Annotated in this window: 14 protein-coding genes and 1 tRNA gene; 5 read left to right on the top strand and 10 right to left on the bottom strand. The window is 62.2% G+C overall.

The genetic code is table 11. The features are described from left to right. Positions 1 to 143 precede the first annotated feature (143 nt). Positions 144 to 1,181: an extracellular solute-binding protein gene (locus tag AC5JCN_RS25290; RefSeq protein WP_495757910.1), complete on the top strand. Its 1,038-nt coding sequence runs from the start codon at positions 144 to 146 to the stop codon at positions 1,179 to 1,181. 3 nt (positions 1,182 to 1,184) lie between these two features. Then, positions 1,185 to 2,918, top strand: a complete 1,734-nt coding sequence (locus AC5JCN_RS25285) for an ABC transporter permease (RefSeq protein ID WP_495757909.1) — start codon at positions 1,185 to 1,187, stop codon at positions 2,916 to 2,918. Here AC5JCN_RS25285 and AC5JCN_RS25280 read toward each other — a convergent pair. Beyond that, positions 2,908 to 4,866 carry an acetoacetate--CoA ligase gene (locus tag AC5JCN_RS25280; protein ID WP_495757908.1) on the bottom strand — a complete coding sequence of 653 codons (1,959 nt, stop codon included), beginning with the start codon at positions 4,864 to 4,866 and terminating at the stop codon, positions 2,908 to 2,910. The two genes, AC5JCN_RS25285 and AC5JCN_RS25280, sit on opposite strands and share 11 nt — an antisense overlap. Positions 4,867 to 5,055: 189 nt before the next feature. Between AC5JCN_RS25280 and AC5JCN_RS25275 the strand changes: the two genes are divergently transcribed. Continuing rightward, positions 5,056 to 6,915, top strand: coding sequence for an AsmA family protein (locus AC5JCN_RS25275; protein ID WP_495757907.1), 1,860 nt, complete (start codon positions 5,056 to 5,058; stop codon positions 6,913 to 6,915). A gap of 12 nt (positions 6,916 to 6,927) precedes the next feature. Here the strand turns inward: AC5JCN_RS25275 and AC5JCN_RS25270 are convergent, their stop codons facing one another. Then, entirely contained in the window at positions 6,928 to 7,614 is a 687-nt protein-coding gene (locus tag AC5JCN_RS25270; RefSeq protein WP_495757906.1) for a Crp/Fnr family transcriptional regulator, read from the bottom strand. 211 nt (positions 7,615 to 7,825) lie between these two features. Between AC5JCN_RS25270 and AC5JCN_RS25265 the strand changes: the two genes are divergently transcribed. Then, a tRNA-Phe gene (locus tag AC5JCN_RS25265) sits at positions 7,826 to 7,901 on the top strand. A gap of 507 nt (positions 7,902 to 8,408) precedes the next feature. Here AC5JCN_RS25265 and AC5JCN_RS25260 read toward each other — a convergent pair. From AC5JCN_RS25260 to AC5JCN_RS25235, 6 genes are all read right to left on the bottom strand, one after another. Then, positions 8,409 to 8,678 (bottom strand): hypothetical protein, encoded by a 270-nt coding sequence (locus AC5JCN_RS25260; protein WP_495757905.1) that lies wholly within the window; start codon positions 8,676 to 8,678, stop codon positions 8,409 to 8,411. 100 nt (positions 8,679 to 8,778) lie between these two features. Beyond that, positions 8,779 to 9,528 (bottom strand): AVAST type 3 anti-phage protein Avs3b, encoded by a 750-nt coding sequence (gene avs3b / locus AC5JCN_RS25255; protein WP_495757904.1) that lies wholly within the window; start codon positions 9,526 to 9,528, stop codon positions 8,779 to 8,781. Then, a complete protein-coding gene (locus AC5JCN_RS25250) occupies positions 9,416 to 13,327 on the bottom strand; it encodes a hypothetical protein (RefSeq protein WP_495757903.1) in 3,912 nt (1,303 codons plus the stop codon). The genes avs3b and AC5JCN_RS25250 overlap by 113 nt, the downstream gene beginning before the upstream one ends. A gap of 212 nt (positions 13,328 to 13,539) precedes the next feature. Then, positions 13,540 to 15,252 carry an NACHT domain-containing protein gene (locus AC5JCN_RS25245; protein ID WP_495757902.1) on the bottom strand — a complete coding sequence of 571 codons (1,713 nt, stop codon included), beginning with the start codon at positions 15,250 to 15,252 and terminating at the stop codon, positions 13,540 to 13,542. Beyond that, positions 15,253 to 15,690, bottom strand: a complete 438-nt coding sequence (locus tag AC5JCN_RS25240; RefSeq protein ID WP_495757901.1) for a hypothetical protein — start codon at positions 15,688 to 15,690, stop codon at positions 15,253 to 15,255. 284 nt (positions 15,691 to 15,974) lie between these two features. Continuing rightward, complete coding sequence (locus AC5JCN_RS25235) at positions 15,975 to 16,256, bottom strand: hypothetical protein (RefSeq protein WP_495757900.1); 282 nt, start codon at positions 16,254 to 16,256, stop codon at positions 15,975 to 15,977. 88 nt (positions 16,257 to 16,344) lie between these two features. Between AC5JCN_RS25235 and AC5JCN_RS25230 the strand changes: the two genes are divergently transcribed. Then, complete coding sequence (locus tag AC5JCN_RS25230; RefSeq protein ID WP_495757899.1) at positions 16,345 to 16,554, top strand: helix-turn-helix domain-containing protein; 210 nt, start codon at positions 16,345 to 16,347, stop codon at positions 16,552 to 16,554. Positions 16,555 to 16,611: 57 nt separating this feature from the next. Here AC5JCN_RS25230 and AC5JCN_RS25225 read toward each other — a convergent pair whose 3' ends face one another. Further along, the gene (locus tag AC5JCN_RS25225) at positions 16,612 to 17,538 is read right to left on the bottom strand and encodes an HNH endonuclease (protein WP_495757898.1); all 927 of its coding nucleotides are present in this window, start codon (positions 17,536 to 17,538) and stop codon (positions 16,612 to 16,614) included. Positions 17,539 to 17,903: 365 nt separating this feature from the next. Further along, positions 17,904 to 18,248 (bottom strand): hypothetical protein, encoded by a 345-nt coding sequence (locus AC5JCN_RS25220; protein ID WP_495757897.1) that lies wholly within the window; start codon positions 18,246 to 18,248, stop codon positions 17,904 to 17,906. Positions 18,249 to 18,310 lie beyond the last annotated feature (62 nt).

Below are 18,310 nucleotides of genomic sequence, written 5' to 3'. Positions count from 1 at the left end.
ACGCCAAGGCCCCGCACACTTTAGAAAGTCTATAAATTGTTGAAGTAGCACCGTTTTTTCTTGACGCGTGCAGTCTTAGAGGCCACACGACCGCGTACCCGTGCTCATGGCAGGGCCTTGACCCCTGCGACAGGAGACGCCCCATGACCTGCTTTGACCGGCCGGCGCTTCGCCCGGCGGCCATTCTCCTCGCCTTCGCCGCCTCGCTGGCGCCCGCAGCCGCGGCGCGCGCGGCCGAGGTGAACGTCTACACCTCCCGCGAGCCCGCGCTGATCAAGCCGGCGCTGGACGCCTTCACCCGCGACACAGGCATCCGCGTCAACGCCGTGTTCCTGCAGAACGGGCTGGAGGAGCGCATCAAGGCCGAGGGCCAGAACTCGCCGGCCGACGTCTTCATCCTCGTCGATGCCGCCCGCCTCGCCGGTGCGGTGGAGATGGGCATCACACAGCCGGTGGAAACCCCGGAGCTGAAGGCCGCGGTACCCGCCAACCTTCGCGATCCCGCCGGACACTGGTATGCCACGACCCTGCGCTCGCGCGTCGTCTACGCGTCCAAGGAGCGTGTCGGCCAGGACAGCATCACCTATGAGGAACTGGCCGACCCCAAGTGGAAGGGCAAGATCTGCATCCGCTCGGGCCAGCACCCCTACAACGTATCGCTTTTCGCGGCCGTCGTGACGCATCTCGGGCCGGAGAAGGCCGCGGCGTGGATGGAAGGGCTGAAGGCCAACCTCGCCCGCAAGCCTTCCGGCGGCGACCGCGAGGTGGCCCGCGACATCCTCGCCGGGGTCTGCGACATCGGCGTCGGCAACACCTACTATGTCGGGCTGATGCGCAACTCGGCCGACGCCAACCAGAAGAGCTGGGGCGACGCGATCAAGGTGCTCGACAGCCGCTTCGCCGGCGGCGGCACCCACGTCAACATCTCGGGGGCGGCGGTGGCCCGCTACGCGCCCAACAAGGACGAGGCGGTCAAGCTGATCACCTTCCTTACCTCGGATGCCGCGCAGAAGCTGCAGGCCGACACCAACTACGAATATCCGATCCGCGCCAGCATCGGCGACGGCAAGACGGAGCAGCTCTTCGGTCCCATCCGGCCGGACGCGCTGGGCCTCGCGGAGATTGCCGGGAACAGGCGCACTGCGAGCGAGCTGGTGGACAAGACCGGCTTCGACAACTGATCCATGGCAGCGGAGGGCATAGGCGGCACTCCGGCCGGCCTGACGGGGCGGCCCGGGCCGCCCCTGCCGGCTCCCGGTGGCCCCGCAGCGGTCAGCATCGCCGCGGCGGCCCTCGTCGGCGCGCCCATCCTCTGCCTGTTCCTGATCGCGCTGCAGGGCGACGCCTCGACGGCCCGCCACGTCGCCGCCAATGTGCTGCCTGTGGCGCTTCGCGAAACCGCGATGCTGCTGGCAGGCGTGGCAGTGGTGGTTTCTCTCGCCGGCATCGGCACGGCCTGGCTCGTGACGGCATACCGGTTCCCCGGCCGCAAGCTCGTCTCGGCGGCCCTCGTGCTGCCGCTCGCGGTGCCGCCCTATCTGGTGGCCTATGTCTATGTCGAGCTGCTGGACCCGCTCGGGCCGGTCCAGTCCTGGCTCAGGGGCCTCGTCGGCTGGCGCAGCCGGGCCGACTACTGGTTTCCAGAGGTCCGCTCCCTGCCGGGTGCCATCCTCGTCATGGGCTTCGTGCTCTACCCCTATGTCTACCTGACCACGCGCGCCCTTTTCGCAGTCCAGAGCGCCAACCTCATCGAGGCAGCGCGCCTCCTGGGTGCACGGCCGGCAGAGCTGTTCTTCCGGGTCGCACTGCCGCTGGCGCGTCCGGCCGTGGCGCTCGGCCTGTCGCTGGCTCTGCTGGAGACGCTGAACGACATCGGCGCGACGGAGTATCTCGGCGTTCGCACGCTCACCGTCTCGATCTACTCCACCTGGGTGAACCGCAACAGCCTGCCGGGCGCTGCCCAGATCGCGATGGTCATGCTCGCGGTCGTCGCCGTTCTCCTCGTCCTCGAGCACCGGGCCCGGGGCGCTCGGGGCTTCTCGGGCTCGCTGAAGCGCCCGCGGCCACTGGCCCCGGTCCGGCTGGAAGGCGCCCGCGCGGTCCTGGCGCTGCTGGCCTGCCTGCTCCCGGTAGCGGCAGGCTTTCTCGTCCCGGTGGGATGGCTGGTCCGCCACGCTCTGTCGCGCGCGCTGGCGAGCGGGATCGACCCCGACTATCCCGGGCTCCTCGGCGCGACGCTGTCGCTGGCCGCGATTGCCACCGTGCTCATCGTGACGCTCGGCCTGTGCGTCGCCGTCGCCGTGCGGCTTTCGCGGCGCAGGCGCACCTCCGCCGCTGCACGCGTGGCGAGCCTCGGCTATGCCCTGCCCGGAACAGTGCTGGCGGTCGGCCTGCTCTGGCCTCTTGCAGGGCTGGACAACATGATCGCGGACGGCTGGCGGGCGCTCACCGGGGCCTCGCCGGGCCTGCTCATCATGGGCTCCGGCGCCGCCGTGGTGATCGCCTACGTGATCCGCTTCCTGGGCATCGCCATCGGCTCGATCGAGGCCGGCTTTGCGCGCATTTCGCTGCGGATCGACGATGCCGCTCGCACGCTCGGGCGCCGGCCCGGGCAGTTGCTGCGGGAAATCCACCTTCCGCTCAGCGGCCCGGCGCTCGTCTCGGCAGGGCTGCTCGTTTTCGTGGACGCGATGAAGGAGCTGCCGGCGACGCTGCTGCTGCGGCCGCTGAACTTGGACACGCTCGCGACCTATGTCTACGCGCAGGCCTCGCGCGGCAGTTTCGAAGATGGCGCGCTGGCCGCGCTCACCATCGTCCTGGTCGGTCTGGTGCCCGTCGCCATGCTGCTGCGCTCCGGGGAACAAGCCTCCCCGCCCGAGGCCGCCGCCGTCGACGAGCCCTCCGCGATCAGACCTTGAGCTCGGGCAGGTCCCGGTAGAGGTCGAGAGCCTCGGGATTGGCGAGCGCCTCCCTGTTCTTGACGTCCCGCCCGTGGACCACGTCGCGCACGGCGAGTTCGGTGATCTTGCCCGACTTGGTGCGCGGGATATCGGCCACGGCCACGATGCGGGCGGGGACGTGGCGCGGGCTCGCACCCGTGCGGATCTTGTTCCGGATGGCGTTCTGCAGCGGTTCGTCGAGCACGACTCCTTCGCGCAGGCGGACGAACAGGACGACCCGGACGTCGCCGTCCCAGTCCTGGCCGATCGCGAGGGCTTCGACCACGTCCGGGATCTGCTCGACCTGGGCGTAGATCTCCGCCGTGCCGATCCTGACCCCGCCGGGGTTCAGCGTGGCATCGGAGCGGCCATGGATCACCAATCCGCCGTTCCCGGTCCACTCGGCGAAGTCGCCGTGGCACCACACGCCGGGGAAGCGCTCGAAATAGGCCGCCCGGTACTTGGCTCCGCCCGGATCGTTCCAGAACATCACCGGCATCGAGGGGAACGCCCTCGTGCAGACGAGCTCGCCCTTCTCCATGCGCACCGGCTTGCCCGCGTCGTTCCAGACATCGACGGCCATGCCGAGCCCCGGCGCCTGGATCTCGCCTTTCCAGACAGGCCCGGTCGGATCGCCCAGCACGAAGCACGAGACGATGTCCGTGCCGCCGGAGACCGAAGCAAGGTGCACGTCGGGCTTCACGGCATCGTAGATCCACTCGAAGCTCTCGGGAGCGAGCGGCGATCCGGTGGACGCGATCAGCCTGATGCTCGACAGGTCGTGCGTGTCACGGGGACGTATGCCCGCCTTCTTGCTGGCGTCGATGTATTTCGCCGAGGTGCCGAACAGCGTGAAACGTTCGTCGCGGGCGAAATCCCAGAGTACCTCCGGGCCGGGGTGAAATGGTGATCCGTCGTAAAGCATGATCGTCGCGCCACTGGCGAGCGCGGAAACCAGCCAGTTCCACATCATCCAGCCACAGGTCGTGAAGTAGAACACCCTGTCGCCCGCGCGGACGTCGCTCTGGAGCTGGTGTTCCTTCAGGTGCTGCAGAAGCGTTCCGCCGGCCCCATGCACGATGCATTTCGGCACGCCCGTGGTGCCCGAGGAGTAGAGGATGTAGAGCGGATGGCCGAATGGCAGCCGCTCGAAGCGGACGGGCTTGGCCGCGAACCCCTCCAGCGCATCCGTCATCGTGGCAGCCCTGGGCAGCGACGCCGCGACCTGGGCGGCTTCGCCGAGATAGTCGACCACCAGCACCGCCCGCAGGCCGGGCAAGGCCGGCACGATCTCGCCGAGCTTGGCCTCAATGGAGATGCGCTTGCCCGCATACCAGTAGCCGTCCACGGCCACGAACACCTTCGGCTCAATCTGCCCGAAACGGTCGAGCACGCCGCGCACGCCGAAGTCGGGAGAGCAGGACGAGAAAACCGCGCCGATGGAGGCCGCGGCCAGCATCAGGGCGACGGTCTCGGGCCGGTTCGGCATCATCGCCGCGACACGGTCGCCGGCGGCGACGCCCTGCGCCTCGAGCCATTGCTGCAGGCGCGACACCAGCGCGTTGAGCTCGCGCCAGGTCATGCGGGCCTGCGCCTCGTCCTCGCCGCGGAAGACGATGGCCTCGCCGTCGTCGTCCCGGGCCAGGAGGTTCTCGGCGAAGTTGAGCCGCGCGTCGGGAAAAAAGCGGGCGCCCGGCATGGCGTCGTCGGCGAGCAGTCGTTCGCCCTTCTCGCCCTTCACGCCGGCCTCGTCCCAGAGCAGCGACCAGAAAGCCTCCCGACGCGCCACCGACGCCGTGTGCAGATCGGCATAGGATCGCGTCGACAATCCCTCCCGGGCGTTGAACCTGTCGCGAAAGGCCACGATTCGGCTCGCCGCCACCCGGTCGGGCGAAGGTGTCCAGAGTGGCCCGCTCGACTTGGTCATGTTCATGCCCTCATTGCACTGCACACACGCTGATAGCGAATGCGTTCGCGCGACGGAAGGCTCGATCCACATCACTTCCCGCGACACGCGATTGCTCGCCTTTACGATGTGGCTATAGTCGCGGGCCGGAGGCGGTCTTCCATCCCGTTTCCTTTGCCCCGCGTGCCGGGGTGCGTGCAGCGGAGCGTCATGCACATTCGCCTCTTCATCGCGGCCGCCCTCGTGGGAGCTGGTGCGATCACGACCGCAGCGCTGACGCCTTGGACCCTCGGCGAGGGAGCGGCAGGTGCGCCCCTGGCCCAGCAACTCACCGCGCTCACCGGCCTCGGCGTCAAGGGCCACGGTTCCATTCGCTTCACCGCGCTTCCGCTGCCGCAGCTCGTGGTCGACCGCGTGCAGCTGGCCGACGCTGCGGGCAAGGTCACGGTCGAGACTGATTCCCTGCGCGCGACGCTGCGCCTGCTTCCGCTGGTGACCGGCCGCATCGAGCTGACGGAGGTCGCGCTCGGCCGGCCGGTCTTCAATACGGGCGACTTCGATGAGAGTGATCTCACGGGGCTCCTGGCACGGCTGTTCGGCGAGGGTCCGGAAACATCCCCCGACCTGCGCCGCCTCAAGATCCTCGAGGGCGAGGTCGGGCTGATCGGCCCGGACGGTCTCCGGACCGTGCTGTTCGGCAATGTCGATGCCGTGTTCACCCGGGCGCGGCTCAGCCGCGACATCGAGGCCTCCGCCACTTTCAGCTGGCGGGGCGAACGGGTCGAGGCGGAGGCGAGCGCCGATCCCGCCGCCATCCTGCATGACGGCGCGTCAGGCCCGCTGTCGCTGAAGCTCAAGTCGGACCGTGCCGACATGGCGCTGAACGGCGCGGTGGCGGGAGGCAGCAAGCCGCAGGTCAACGGCGCGCTGACGCTGAAGAGCCCCGACCTGCGGGGCGCGGCCGACTGGCTCGGGTTCCGCCTGCCGCTGCCGCTCGCCGGGCCGCTCGATGTCAGCGGGACGGCCCGGATCCAGCCCTCGACGTTCGAACTCGCCAATGCGCGAATCGAGCTCAGCGGGGGCCAGTTCGACGGCGTGTTCTCGGCCAAGGTGCAGGACGGGGCGCTGGCCATCGGCGGAACCATCGCCACCGACCAGCTGAACCTGACGGACGCCATGCGTCCGCTCTCGCCGGGGCGGTCGGACGATGGCGGCTGGTCTCGCGATCCGATTCCCGGGCAGGCCCTGCCGCACGGCGACGTGGACCTGCGCATCTCCGCCGCACGGCTGACCATCGGCAACGCGCTGCTCGAGAATGCCGCCTTCTCGGTGATGGCGCATGCAGGACGGATCGACCTCGCGCTGGGTGATTCCGACTTCAGCAAGGGCACGCTGCGCGGGCGCGCGACTGCCGTCGCCAATGGCGAAGGCGGCTTCGACGTGAAGCTGCAGGGCGGCCTCGAGCGCGCCGACCTCGCCACGGCCCTTCCCGCCTTCGGGCTCGGGAAGAAGGTGACGGGCACCGTGACCGCATCCTTTGCCGTCGAGGGATCGGGAGACAATCCGTCGGCGTTGTTCCGCTCGCTGGCAGGCAAGGCGAGCGCGACGCTGAAGCAGGGCGAAGTCGTGGGCGTCAACGTGCCGGAGCTTCTGAAGCGGATCGAGCGCAAGCCTCTCCTGGCCGCATTCGACGCGCGCGGCGGCCGCACGCCCTACAGCACTGTCTCGCTCAACGGGAAGATCGACCGCGGCGTCCTCGACCTCACCGAGGCCGTGCTGGTGTCACCCGCGACCAAGGTCACGGCCACAGGCGGAATAGGGCTGGGGGACCGGAGCTTCGACATCCGCGGCACGGCGCAGGCGGTGGGAGCGCAGGTGTCGGCAGTCGAGCCGACGAGCCTGCCCTTCGAGCTGACGGGCACTTTCGACGAGCCGCTCCTGCTGCCGGACGCGAAGAGCCTGATCCGGCGCTCCGGGGCTGCGGCGCCCTTCTTCGGCGAGCGGCCGGTGCTGGCCGAGCCGCCCGTGGCCAGCGGCACGACCCCCGCCTCGGCGCCCCTGCCGCAATAGCCCTCGCTGCTCCTAATTGTCGCTCTGCAGCGCGGTCGCGATGCGCGTCTCCAGCACGGACGGCCTGTGGATCACGAGGGCGCCGCGCGTCTTGGAGACGAGCCCCTCCCCCGCCAGCGTCGACAGTTCGCGCGTGACCTGCTCGCGCCGGCATCCGATGCGCGCGGCGATGACATGATGGAAGGGGGGCGGTGACACCGCCCTCTCGCCGGCGTGGCCGGGCCGGGGCGTCGACATGCGCAGCAGCTCTGAATACAGACGGTGCTTGAGGTCGAGCACGGCGTGCTCGGTGACCCGCGCATTGAGCTCGCGGATCCGGCTGGTCAGCAGGCGCAGCAGGCGGTCTGTCAGCACCGGTGAGGAATGCACGGCCTCGCGGAAGACCGACGAAGGCATGATGCACATCTCAGCGCGCGTCAGCGCCGTGACGTTGGCGGAACGCTTGATCTCGTCGATGGCCGCGAGTTCGCCGAAGAAGTGGCCCGAGCGCATCTCCCCGAGAATCACCTCCTTGCCCGACTGGGTGCGGATGAGGATCCTCACCTCGCCGACGATGAGGAAGTAGACGTCGGTCGACGTGTCCTCGAAGTCGACCACGACTTCGTCCTCGTCGAACCGCTTCCAGGCGCAGCGCCGGTCGAACTTCTCGAAGTCGATGCCGGCATCCTTGAAGAACGGATGCCGCGCGAGTGTCTGCATGGCGCGCCACCTCCCTCGCCCTCCGCCATGCTGTTGAGCGGGCGGCCCGCGGTCAAGCTGAATGCTGGACTTGTCGTCGATTAAGTACCGGAAATCGCGCAGGAACGAGGTTGACCGGTGCCTGGCGGCGTCGTCACGGGAGCGCTGGACAGGCTCCGCGCGACCCCCTATAAGCCTCGTGTCCGCCGCGGCCCGCCGCGGGTCGGGGCACGCCCAGGTAGCTCAGTTGGTAGAGCATGCGACTGAAAATCGCAGTGTCGGTGGTTCGATTCCGCCCCTGGGCACCATTTTCCTTCATTACATTAGAAACTTGAGCCTCTTGCTTGTTTGGGCGAAGCCCGCCCCGTGCGCCTCGGGTTTCGCTGGGGTGTTGAGAACGGCTTTCTTGAACGAAATGGCGTCTCACGGGACATAACGGGTTGAATAGGTTCGCGCGCGAAAGCAGCGCAAACGCCGGCCATTCTCTCCGCTTCATCGTGTGGGCCTTGGGCGAACGGAGCCGAATGCACACGTGCGAGATAAAGCCCTGACAGCGGCTTGCGGACATGTTGGGCCGCATGTCGGGAGCCCTTGGCGCACTTGAAGAGACGGAGAGCGGTTGCGTGCGCTTCAAGAGCAGCAGCGCAATCGAAGCCCGCTGGCCCCCTGCTCGTGCTCATAATCATCAAACTGGGAATCATAAGCGTGAGAAAGGGCGAGGATCACTCCCCGCCCCTGTCGTTTGCCCGTCGCCAACATAAGCGCCTCAATCCCGACGATGGCTCCCATCCGTCACGCGGGACGGTGAGACCGCGCTACGAGGTGAGCGCCACCATCGCCTGCTGCTCTGCCTCCGATCCCCTTGGCCACTCCCAAGCCGACCTCGGCTTGTGCGCCTTCGCCAGCTCCGGAAACTTCTTCGCCTCCCGCACCGCGATCCGCAACTTCTCGCGCGCAAGACGCGGGTCGAGTTTCAGCTCTGTGCAGATCGCCTTGAAGCTCACCGTATCAGTGACCTTGGGCGCACTCACCTCGGGCTTGGCGGTGGAAATCGGCTTCGCGGAAACAGCCTTCATCGTCGTCATGATCGTCCCTCCTTCGTTGGACGATCAGACCAATAAGACTAGCATTGCGGGTGTGTCAGGGGAAATCCCGGTCCAAAACAACAAGTTTTCAAATCCCTGATTATAGTTCTTGATCACCGTCCACTTGACGGAAAAGCTTGTTGTCCAGTTCAGCAGCCACCGCCGCTGCGAGGCCTGCAAATTCTTTCAGCCGCCCCAGTCGCTCGGACCGTATACGCCTGACCTCATCAACTTCATCCGAACTTTCTGGCTCATATGCGGGGTCGGAAACAAATCGAAGCACGATACCGGGAATTCCAGAATCCGCCCCGGCAATCTCTGCGAGGCTTACCCACTCTCGCGATTTATCGGCAGCCTCTTTTGCCGCTTGATTGAGAGAAAATCCAATTAGTATCTTTGCACACTCGTCAATCTTCTTCGCCACTTGCAGCCATTGACTCGCTTCTCCTTCCTCTTGCCCCTGAACGGGCCAAGCCGATAGATAGTACCGCGGTGCAGAATTGTTCGGATCTAGAGCTTTGATCGCCCTCATCACGGGCTCAAGCTCGCTGAATGGCCGGCTCCCTGAGGGAAGACAGTTAAGGTGCTCCCAAAGCTCAAGAATGGCCCTGCGGCAAGCTTCGCCCTTCTCTTGTCTGGACGCGGGGGGTGCATTGCGCACGTCGTCTATAAGCTCGGCGACGTGATGAGCCATCCACCGTCCAAGCGTATTGACACTAACCTGTAAGTCCAACTCCTCAACTAACTTGTCGCCAAGTTCCAAAATCGCGTTCGGCAGCTCGTATGGAGCCGTCCGCTCTGAGGATGAGGACACGTTCGAGTTCCACTTGGGTCGAACTTTCTTCACCATAGGAAGCGGTTCTGTTTCCATTTTTGTCACGCTGAAAGCCCACCTCTAGAATAAGGTCCATGCCTTGTTCCGTCAGAAATACTGCTAAGTCGTCCGCAGCTATAATTAGACGATAGCCCTCAGACACAACACGCTCGCCCACATAGTCATCACGTTCGTTCTCCACTTCGGGATGCCCCCACGCTTCATAGATCATTGAAGGCTTCGTGACCTCGTGGCGAAACCATTTTGCCCCGTTGGCAATCTGATAGGACAATCCCAAAGACTGGGTAACTGCAGTCCCTGGCGCTGCTTCAATGCGCCTTACTCCATTAGAAAACCGATCCAATCGATCAAACCGGCTATCTCCGTGATCGCGCCGAAGCCAACCCCTAAGGCGGAATTCTCCATGTGCGATCTCGTGATCATGGTCCTCAGGTGGAATGTGGTAATCGAAGGGATTACGTGTAGTCTGCAGCGCGCGCACCAATGCCAACGCATTAGCTGGGAGAACTAAGCCCGTCGTCACGTGAACATGGCTTCGGAATTTGGAGGACCGTGTCGTCGATGACTGCGCAACTACGATATATCCTGGCCTGTCTCCGGCGAAAATCACGTCATGAATTTCCGTATCGACGAGTTCGCCAAACCACTCATTAACGGGCTTGGATGGCTCCCTCCAGTAACTCTCTTTCGTTGGTCGTGCGCTCAGCAGATCGGAAAGCCAAATCGGTGGACATGTAAGTCGATCGACGGCGATTTCGTACTCCAGCGAACCATAGTCATTGGGATACTCAGGCTTCGCCAATGGTCGGTGTTTCAATAGCTCGCCTGCGGCGCACCACATTGCGTGCCATTCCAGATGTTGCTGATACCTTTCGAGAGTTGGAAGGCTGCCATGTCCGTTATGTGAGCGTTGCCAATTGCGATCGGTGAATCGGCCATTGCGCCGCTCTATAGACCCGTAGGGCGGATCATCTACGACGCCCCATCGTTCAGAAATAAACGCATCCGCAGTCTGTACGAATTCAGCTTTCGAAACATCGGCGAAAATCGTCAACCAACTCGAATACCAATATCGCAGCGTATCGATACCGTTGAAAAGAAATTTGACGTTTGCTTCTTTTTTTGGATCATAAAAATCATAACTACCATAGCACCCTTGAGCCTTCTCGGAAAATGGAAGCGGGGATTTATTCACGCGCGCGAGGTCTTTTTCTTTTTTGGCATCAAGTCGGATTTCAGCGGCATCACGGACCTTGTGAAGAGCCTCGGCGGCATAAGCACGCATTAGCAAGTGTGGCAGTTGTTCGTCGGTCGCTACCTCGAATAGATCCTCCGCGATTGGCGCTACTAAATGTGGCCTGTCCAGGGAAATGCGGTCTATCGCAATTAGCAGCCACAAGCGGGAGGCGAGCCAATAATAGGGCGCATCCGGTTGGCGGTAGGACTTATCGCTCTTGCGATCACGCTGAAGCCAGATTGCGCTGATTGCGTCTGAGCCATTGAGTTCGGCCAGAACGCGGAGTGCATGAGCGCTGCGCCATCTCAGATGGAGATCGACGTCGCCAAGGAGGGCAAAGAAAAAGCGGGCAAGTGCCTCAATCGGAGGTCCGGCCACATCGCTCTGATCGGCTCTCTGCGCATCTTCCGGCAACCGGCTCACCAGGCGGGCAACATACCACCTTGTAAGCTCCTCAGCTTCACTGGGGGTAATCGAACTTGCGATCCTACCCACGATCGCCAAGATTGCTCCACCTGATAGGCGACCAACGTTCCTTTCAACTCCTTCCAAGAGAACCCATACAGCGCGCTCTGGTGTAGCGTCTGCGAACGTCAGCGCACGGTCCAAAAGGCCATTGTCGCGAGGGAAATACCGACTGAAGAAAGGGAGATAAGTCGCAATCAAATCGGGTAGCCGCGTTCTCGACCATGCTGAAACTGCAGGCTGGGTCGACCATTCGGCTAGCGCCGCCATTAGCGCCCTCAACCCGTCATCGCCATCGTCCAAAGCTAGCAAAGCCAGAAGAGCGTCGAGGTGCTTTGTTCTGTCGCGTACGTGAACAAACCGTCGGGCTTGCTGGAGCACCGAACTGGTTGAAACGTACGCATTCCGACTTCGGGCCTCGGCCAGGACAGCAGCAGTCTTCGCCTGCAGTATTGCCGGGTCAACGAGTTCGGCGGGAAGCCATTCAAGGTGGCCAATTCCCTCCGTCAGAGCGTCCCTTTTTTCAAGCGCGCCCGCATCCGGCGGCCTAGCCGCAAGCTCCTCCTCAAACTTAAGCGATTTCCTTAAAGTCTCAGCCCAATAGCCGGTCCCCACCGATCGCGAAAAGGTCGATGCAATCTTAGGCATGCCAGTGCGATCGAGGAGTTCATTGCGTGCAAAAAACTCTGCAAGCGCATCGCGATCCGCTTTTTGGCCCGTCGCTCCAGCTATGAGCTTTTCAACGACATCGTCTGGGGCACTGCGCAAGAGCTGGGTAAGTGCTGCCGCTTCGGCTGTCGTCAGGGTTCGTCGTCTGAGGCCGGCCGCGATGACTGCACCAAGCGTCTGGTTCAAATCAACGACATCTGCGTCGTGCCACCGCGCAGAACACGCAAGGCCCATACCGAAGTTCAATTGAGCCAAAGCTTCAAGCGCTTCGGGCCAGGGAAAGCGTTCGAGATCAGACAAGCGTGTACCCGCGTCTTCAACAACGTCGGCAAAGCAGCAAGCGAGTTCGACCTCTTCCTGGTCGTGTTCAGAACGCCAGCGGGAGACTAGCGCACCCAAGAGGCTGATTTGGTCAACAATTTCGTCATCGAGTTCCTGCGCAACACCGATCGCTGTTTGGAATAGCGCGCGAGCATCCTCTGGGCTGAGGAAGACAATCCAGTCAGCCAGCCTCGCAATGGCGTTCGACTTATCCTTTGCGCCGATCCTGTCGCGACGACGCTCAACGGCCTCATTACAAACCATTTCAAGCAATCTGCCGTGAAGCGATAGGACATTGCGCAATCTCAGAAACAATTTGTCCGCACTAGCAGAGGAGTACGGCGACCAGCCGTCTCTGACGTTGACCGCTGTCTCCAAAATCAACGGACTAACTCGCGGGTCGGCAGCCAAGACCGCAAGACTCTCAGCCGCCTTGGCTCTCATCCCGACCGCGTCCCAGCGTCGACGAATTGACCAGGAGTTTTTACTGAGGTGCTTTAGGCCGTCCTCGATGAGCCCCTTGGTGCCGTCAACATTCCGCCCTGCGGCAATGAATTTAGCGCGCCAACTGTAGAATGTCGCGACCGCACCTATGACCTCTTTCAGTTCTCTGTCGTGCTGAGAAGTGTCACGATGGCTGTTCTGAGCGTTGTTGTGGTCTCCTTTCGGGCGATCAATGAGCAGTCCACTTGGGTCTCCCTCGCGCGCATTGACCGCCTCATTAAGGAAGTAGCTGCGCATGATCGCATCAAGCAGCTGACTTTCCGACGCAAAACGATTGTCTATGCGGCGGACTTCTGTTTCTAAAAATGGAGCCAGCCATTTGCTCAAGTCAGGTGGTCTTGCTCCTCTCAAGACCAAGATTTCTATACCCCCCAAGAGTAGATCTACGGCGATTTGTCCGAGCTTTTCATCGGGACCATATCGCTTAAGCGTGTCCGCAGTCGGCTTGATCAACCTGCGCAAAGCGCGGAGCGAGGCTTCGAGCTTTCCGAGATCGACGGGCGATCCGGACATGGCCAGTGTTACCCACACAAGCGAAGCCCGGTGACCTGGCAAAGCCTCGGCTATTTCTTTGACAAGATCCGCTCTCCCCTCGGCCAACAAATGGTCGATCGCCATCAAGCCTGCAGGCATGGCGAACTGCCACCGCTGCGTCAGATGGTGGTCGACGGCGGCTCGGGCTCCCCGCATGACAGCGGTTGCGTAGAGGACTTGACTGAAATCCTCGTCGTCGAACTCCCAAGCTCGCGCGTGTTCCCACGTGGCTCCTTTTTTTCCTCGTAATCGGCCCAGCGAGCCTTGAGCCAGGACTGCAGCCTTCGCTGCACATGTCAAACGGAAGAGACGTGTTTGTTCCCAGACAAACTCCCGATCATGTGCGCGAGAATTGGGCCGTGTTCCTCAATGAGCGTCGCGTCCCTCAGGATCAGCCGGTTGACGACGTCCTCTGCAAACCGCACTGAAAGCCGCCGTTGCTCAACAAGAAAAGTTCGCAGATTTTCACTACTCCTAATCGCTTCAGCGCCGAGAAGAACGAATCGTAATGCCCTGCTGGTTTCACCAGCTTGTCTCGCAACTTGGATAGCAAGCCGCAGCCGAGTCGAACCAATTTCCCGCCTCTGAGCTACATCCGGCATCAGGCCAGGAGGCGGTTCCGGCTGCCCTTCAACGAAAGTTAAAAGATCGGAATGTTTACTCGCCGAAAATAGTGCAGGCGCGACGGCGAGAGCAGCATACGAGTTGCTGGATGCTGACGACAGAAAATGGTTGGCGGCCCGATCGCGGACAATGGGCAACATCGTGGCGCCCTGTTCACGCGTGTAGCCCTCGAAATCTTCATCAGCGAAATTCACAAGGCCGTTCGATACAGCAAACCCCGGCGTTAAGTCAGACAGAATGTCGGAGATGGCCGTTGGCCCTACGCCTAGCAGGTTTGCTAGAACATCAGCTGGCACCGGGCGAGGTAGGTCCGTAACGGCTGCGCAAAACTGCCGAACCAGTTCCTCGCCCCCGTGCTTTTGAAAAGCTAGCTTCAGCTGATCGGCAAAAACTTGATCGAGCCCTTTACCGTGCGGCAACAGGGCATCAAGAGCCCCCTCGTAGCTCGGTTCTGCCGTTTCCAGAGCATACGCTTGGACCCTTGGTACCCCGCGGGACAACGTCTGGAATTCGGCCAGCCATGTGTCTGGAGCCGGCCAGTATCGTCGGACAAGCGAAGCCGTCTCCGAAAGCTCAAAAGGCTTAAGCGCGACTTGACGATACCGGCCAGGCAACTGCACCTCATCAAGTCGGCTTGTTCGGCAACTTACAATGAAGCGGACATTTTTGGGCAGTTCGTCGAACGTCAAGAACTCGCGTACGAAGCAAGGATCCGATGGCTGCCTTCGTGCTGCAGCAGTGATGGCGTTGTCCACGGCGTCAAGCGCCACGACGACATATGCACTTGGCTGCGTAGCCGCCAGCAATCCAGCGGCACGCCTCAATATGCTCATAAACTGTCGTGGATAGTCCAGATTGGGCTTGGGTATGACAAAGGTGGGCAGGAGTAATTCTTCCGCTAGCTCGTTCGCCAATTGAACGAAAGCATCCTGTGGTCTATGCCTAAACTGTTCAGCATTTAAATAGGATCCGCCGCCATAGCAATCGAAAGACACAAATATCGATCCGCTCGGAAGACACTCTTCGATTTGCCGGATTGCTGATGTTTTGCCGAGTCCGCCTGCGCCATGGAGGCATATAAATTGTTGTCCGGCTCCGAGTACTGAAATCAAATCAGTGATACTTGGACGATGGACAACGTGAGCCAATCTTGTGAACGCCGTTGGCGCTGGAAACAGATTCCGGTAGTCGCCCGCGCCGATTTTTAACAACATGTCTTCTCGGGTGACGACCTCCCCTGCTCGCTCTGGCAACATCATATCGTGGAGGTAACGGCGCACCGAGTCCGCAATAGCGGTGAATTCGACACCATCCCATTCGGCAAACTTCTTCAGAACCTCACCTTCGAGCGCGAAGCGTGAGCCTGTGGAACCATGAAGGTCCAATCAATTTGCAAATTGGAAGAATTCCCCTTCTGCCAATCCTGTGGCGTCACGCAAGTTTCGAAGGTCTTCACTTGCGGCCGATATGTCTACGTTGCCGTTACGAGATATCTGTTTTGCATCGAGAAGCGCCTTCTCTAGCCTGCTGCCAATGGGCTGATTAGAGACCAACTTAATCGATATCGACGAGACTTCAGCTGTATGGCGCTCTGCCTTGAGTTTGTGAAATGCATCAGCTAGCCGGCCGATGACCGACGCGTCCTTTTTTCCCTTCGGAGCTGCCGTGACTCTCCCAATCGTCCAAGCCAAACTTGGGTTGGCGGCAGAGTACTTCAGCTGTTGAAGTTCCACCTTCGCCGCGGTGGTCGCTTTCGTTCCCCCGAACAACAACAAACAGTCGACGCCATCCCACTCGCTTCCGTTGTCTAGCTCGGAGGTCATCCCCTCCAGCGCGAGGGCCGTTAGTTCGCCTCGTTGCTCCAATAGTCGCAGAGCTTGACGCATTGCCCAAAGCTCATGGAAGTCATCCCCAGTGTTCGAACCGCGGGCACCGCGGAAGTCGGGTTTGGGACTTCTATGCATTGGATTGTACACAGGTTCTAATCTGCGCCATTCTGAAAATACCCAGAAGGAACGATCTAAGCTACGAATCGCTCGGAGTTCGTACGGTAGCTAGCTTCGGATGAGGATCAAAGCGTCGCTCGTCCCGACAAAGTGGTTCTGCTTTACCGATATTCCAGTTTTCGCCTCACCCGTCGCCACTTGCCTTGCTCAAACGGGTCGCTCCGGTACCAAGCGGAATGCTCTTCGATAAACGCGGCTTCCTCGGGGTTGTCCCTTTTCAGCATTTCGGCGACCAGCCGGTCGATCTCCTCGGGCGGGATGAACAGCGGGCGCACGCGGAACTCGTAGGTGTGCCAGAGGAATGTGCCCCAGATCGGGGCCGTCGCTACACCAACGATCACCCACCACAGCCAATCCGACATGCCGAAGCCCTCCTTCGACATGATGACTATCGTCTACGTCGCCAAGTCCAAACCGAAATGTTGACGATAGTCCGTGGACGATTAGTCCACATCGCGGCGTTCTTCGCCCATGGAGGACATTCGGAAGATCGTCGGCCGGAACGTGCGGGAAGCTCGCCAAGCGGCGGCCTTGAGCCAGGAGGCGTTGGCTGACAAAGCCGGAATTGACCGGACTTATGTGTCTGGCGTCGAACGCGGCGTGCGCAATCCCACTGTTACGATCGTCGTGCGGTTGGCTGAGGCGTTAGGCGTGACGACGGCGGACTTGCTCCGCCAGTAAGCAACGCCTTGCGAAGGGGTTTTCCGAGCCCGAAGCTGTGCCAACTTCGCGCCCGTTTCAGCCCTTGAAAACCTGCCGGCGGTGGTAGTCGAGATACGTCTGTGCGGGCCAGAGTTCAGCACGCTGGGGCAGCCTCAATTTGCGCTCGGGGACGATAAGCCGGGACAGCGTGTCAGGCGCAGTGCTCTTGGCGATGAGGAGGTCGTAGTTCGCGTCCACCGACAGCAAGCCCCGGTCGAACATCCAGTGTACGGTTGACGACAGCGCGATGCCATTGGACACGGCGTCGGGTCCACGATCCGCCACCGGGCGGACATGGGCGGCCTGCACCTCGGAGCGGCCGCCGCCGTTGATGATACGTAGCCCGGTCATGGCGCAGGTATCGGCGTAGGCGGTTTTCACAGCCGCCGAAAAGGCCCGGTCCCGGAATGGGCGCGAGACCAGTTGCTCCACGATACGGCGATCGACCTCGTAGGGCGCTTGGGCGCTCTCGCCAAAGCCGAGGTGGATCTCCTCAGGCACCTCGCCAATCGGTCTTTGCCGAGGAGCCAGACCGAGCGTGTGGGAGTAGCCCGCCATGAGGATGAGGTCGTACTCCTCATCGGTCATGTTGCGCACCGCGCGGCCGAACGCGCCTTTGTTGGTGGAGCCGTCCTCCTTCGTTAGCGACCTCTCGTAGGTACCGAAGTTCTCGCGAAACGGGACGGGCCGCTCGAACTCAAGGTAGCCGCTCACCAGCGCGTAGAAGTGGTCCGCCCGCGCGGGGTCGGGGATAATCCGGTCGATCCTCGCCGTCGCGAAATAGGCTTGGCGACCGCCCTTGCTCAGCACGTCGCCCGTGGTGCGGCGCGGCTCGTAATAGACGATCCGGTCTCCCACCGCGGCTTCAACCTGACGTAGGTAGGTACGGGGGAAGTGGTAGCGCTCCTCCGGCCTATCATCGTAGGTCGGGTCGACTTTGGTGGTGAGCACTGCCTTGGTCATGTCGGGAGTGAATCCCGGCCGGCTTGCGCCGGTCAAGGACCGGCCAGTTTCGCCGGGAGTTGCTCGCCGGGCGGTATACCTGCGGCGCGAGCGCGATCGGCGGCCTACACGCGCCCTGTAGCGCGCGAGTCGCGTCGATTTTCGTCATGGAGCGCAAATTGAAACCCAAGATCGTGGTTCGGCTCGGTTCAACAGATGCACCAGCTTCAATTCGCTCACCTTTCGCAAAAGCCCGCCGCACCGACAGTCCGATCGGCATTCGCAGTGTCGGTGTTTGCGGTTCTGGAGGCGGTCCGGGACGGCGCTGCGCGCTGTTCGATGAGCATCGCGCGTCGCCTCGGGTTTGCCCTGAATCGGCTGTTGCTTCAGTGAAGATCACGGACGACGTGGCCGTCGTTGCTTTGGTCGAGGTGACGGCGGAATGCCCGCTCGCGGAATTTTAGGTCCTGCGCGATGCGCACCGTGATGCGAGCGATCACAGCGTCGGTGTCGTCCCGCCGAGCATATGCGATCGTCATCGCCATAGCCGTCAAGACGCTGTCGATCACTTCGCCGCTACGAAGGATCACCCCGCCGGATGCTGGATCGTGAGACGCCTTGAAGATGGCGTCACAGACGGCGTCTCGGACACGGTCGCGATATTGGCTGTCGAATGGAATGGTCATGGCAATCTCCTCTTTCGCCGCGTGGGCGCGGTTGTAGGTCAGCACTTTTTTAGGTCGGGCTTTGGCGGGGCTGGCGCGGTCCGAGCTGGTGCTCAAAAGCCCTAGGC

It is taken from the genome of Alsobacter sp. (assembly GCF_059501845.1).
This window is presented reverse-complemented; position numbering and strand designations above follow the sequence as displayed.

What these genes read in the sequence shown, in the direction of transcription:
- AC5JCN_RS25290 (WP_495757910.1), top strand. Translation starts at nt 144, where the DNA reads ATGACCTGCTTTGACCGGCCGGCGCTTCGCCCGGCGGCCATTCTCCTC.
- AC5JCN_RS25285 (WP_495757909.1), top strand. Translation starts at nt 1,185, where the DNA reads ATGGCAGCGGAGGGCATAGGCGGCACTCCGGCCGGCCTGACGGGGCGG.
- AC5JCN_RS25280 (WP_495757908.1), bottom strand. Translation starts at nt 4,866, where the DNA reads ATGACCAAGTCGAGCGGGCCACTCTGGACACCTTCGCCCGACCGGGTG.
- AC5JCN_RS25275 (WP_495757907.1), top strand. Translation starts at nt 5,056, where the DNA reads ATGCACATTCGCCTCTTCATCGCGGCCGCCCTCGTGGGAGCTGGTGCG.
- AC5JCN_RS25270 (WP_495757906.1), bottom strand. Translation starts at nt 7,614, where the DNA reads ATGCAGACACTCGCGCGGCATCCGTTCTTCAAGGATGCCGGCATCGAC.
- AC5JCN_RS25260 (WP_495757905.1), bottom strand. Translation starts at nt 8,678, where the DNA reads ATGACGACGATGAAGGCTGTTTCCGCGAAGCCGATTTCCACCGCCAAG.
- avs3b (WP_495757904.1), bottom strand. Translation starts at nt 9,528, where the DNA reads ATGGTGAAGAAAGTTCGACCCAAGTGGAACTCGAACGTGTCCTCATCC.
- AC5JCN_RS25250 (WP_495757903.1), bottom strand. Translation starts at nt 13,327, where the DNA reads ATGGCGATCGACCATTTGTTGGCCGAGGGGAGAGCGGATCTTGTCAAA.
- AC5JCN_RS25240 (WP_495757901.1), bottom strand. Translation starts at nt 15,690, where the DNA reads ATGACCTCCGAGCTAGACAACGGAAGCGAGTGGGATGGCGTCGACTGT.
- AC5JCN_RS25235 (WP_495757900.1), bottom strand. Translation starts at nt 16,256, where the DNA reads ATGTCGAAGGAGGGCTTCGGCATGTCGGATTGGCTGTGGTGGGTGATC.
- AC5JCN_RS25230 (WP_495757899.1), top strand. Translation starts at nt 16,345, where the DNA reads ATGGAGGACATTCGGAAGATCGTCGGCCGGAACGTGCGGGAAGCTCGC.
- AC5JCN_RS25225 (WP_495757898.1), bottom strand. Translation starts at nt 17,538, where the DNA reads ATGACCAAGGCAGTGCTCACCACCAAAGTCGACCCGACCTACGATGAT.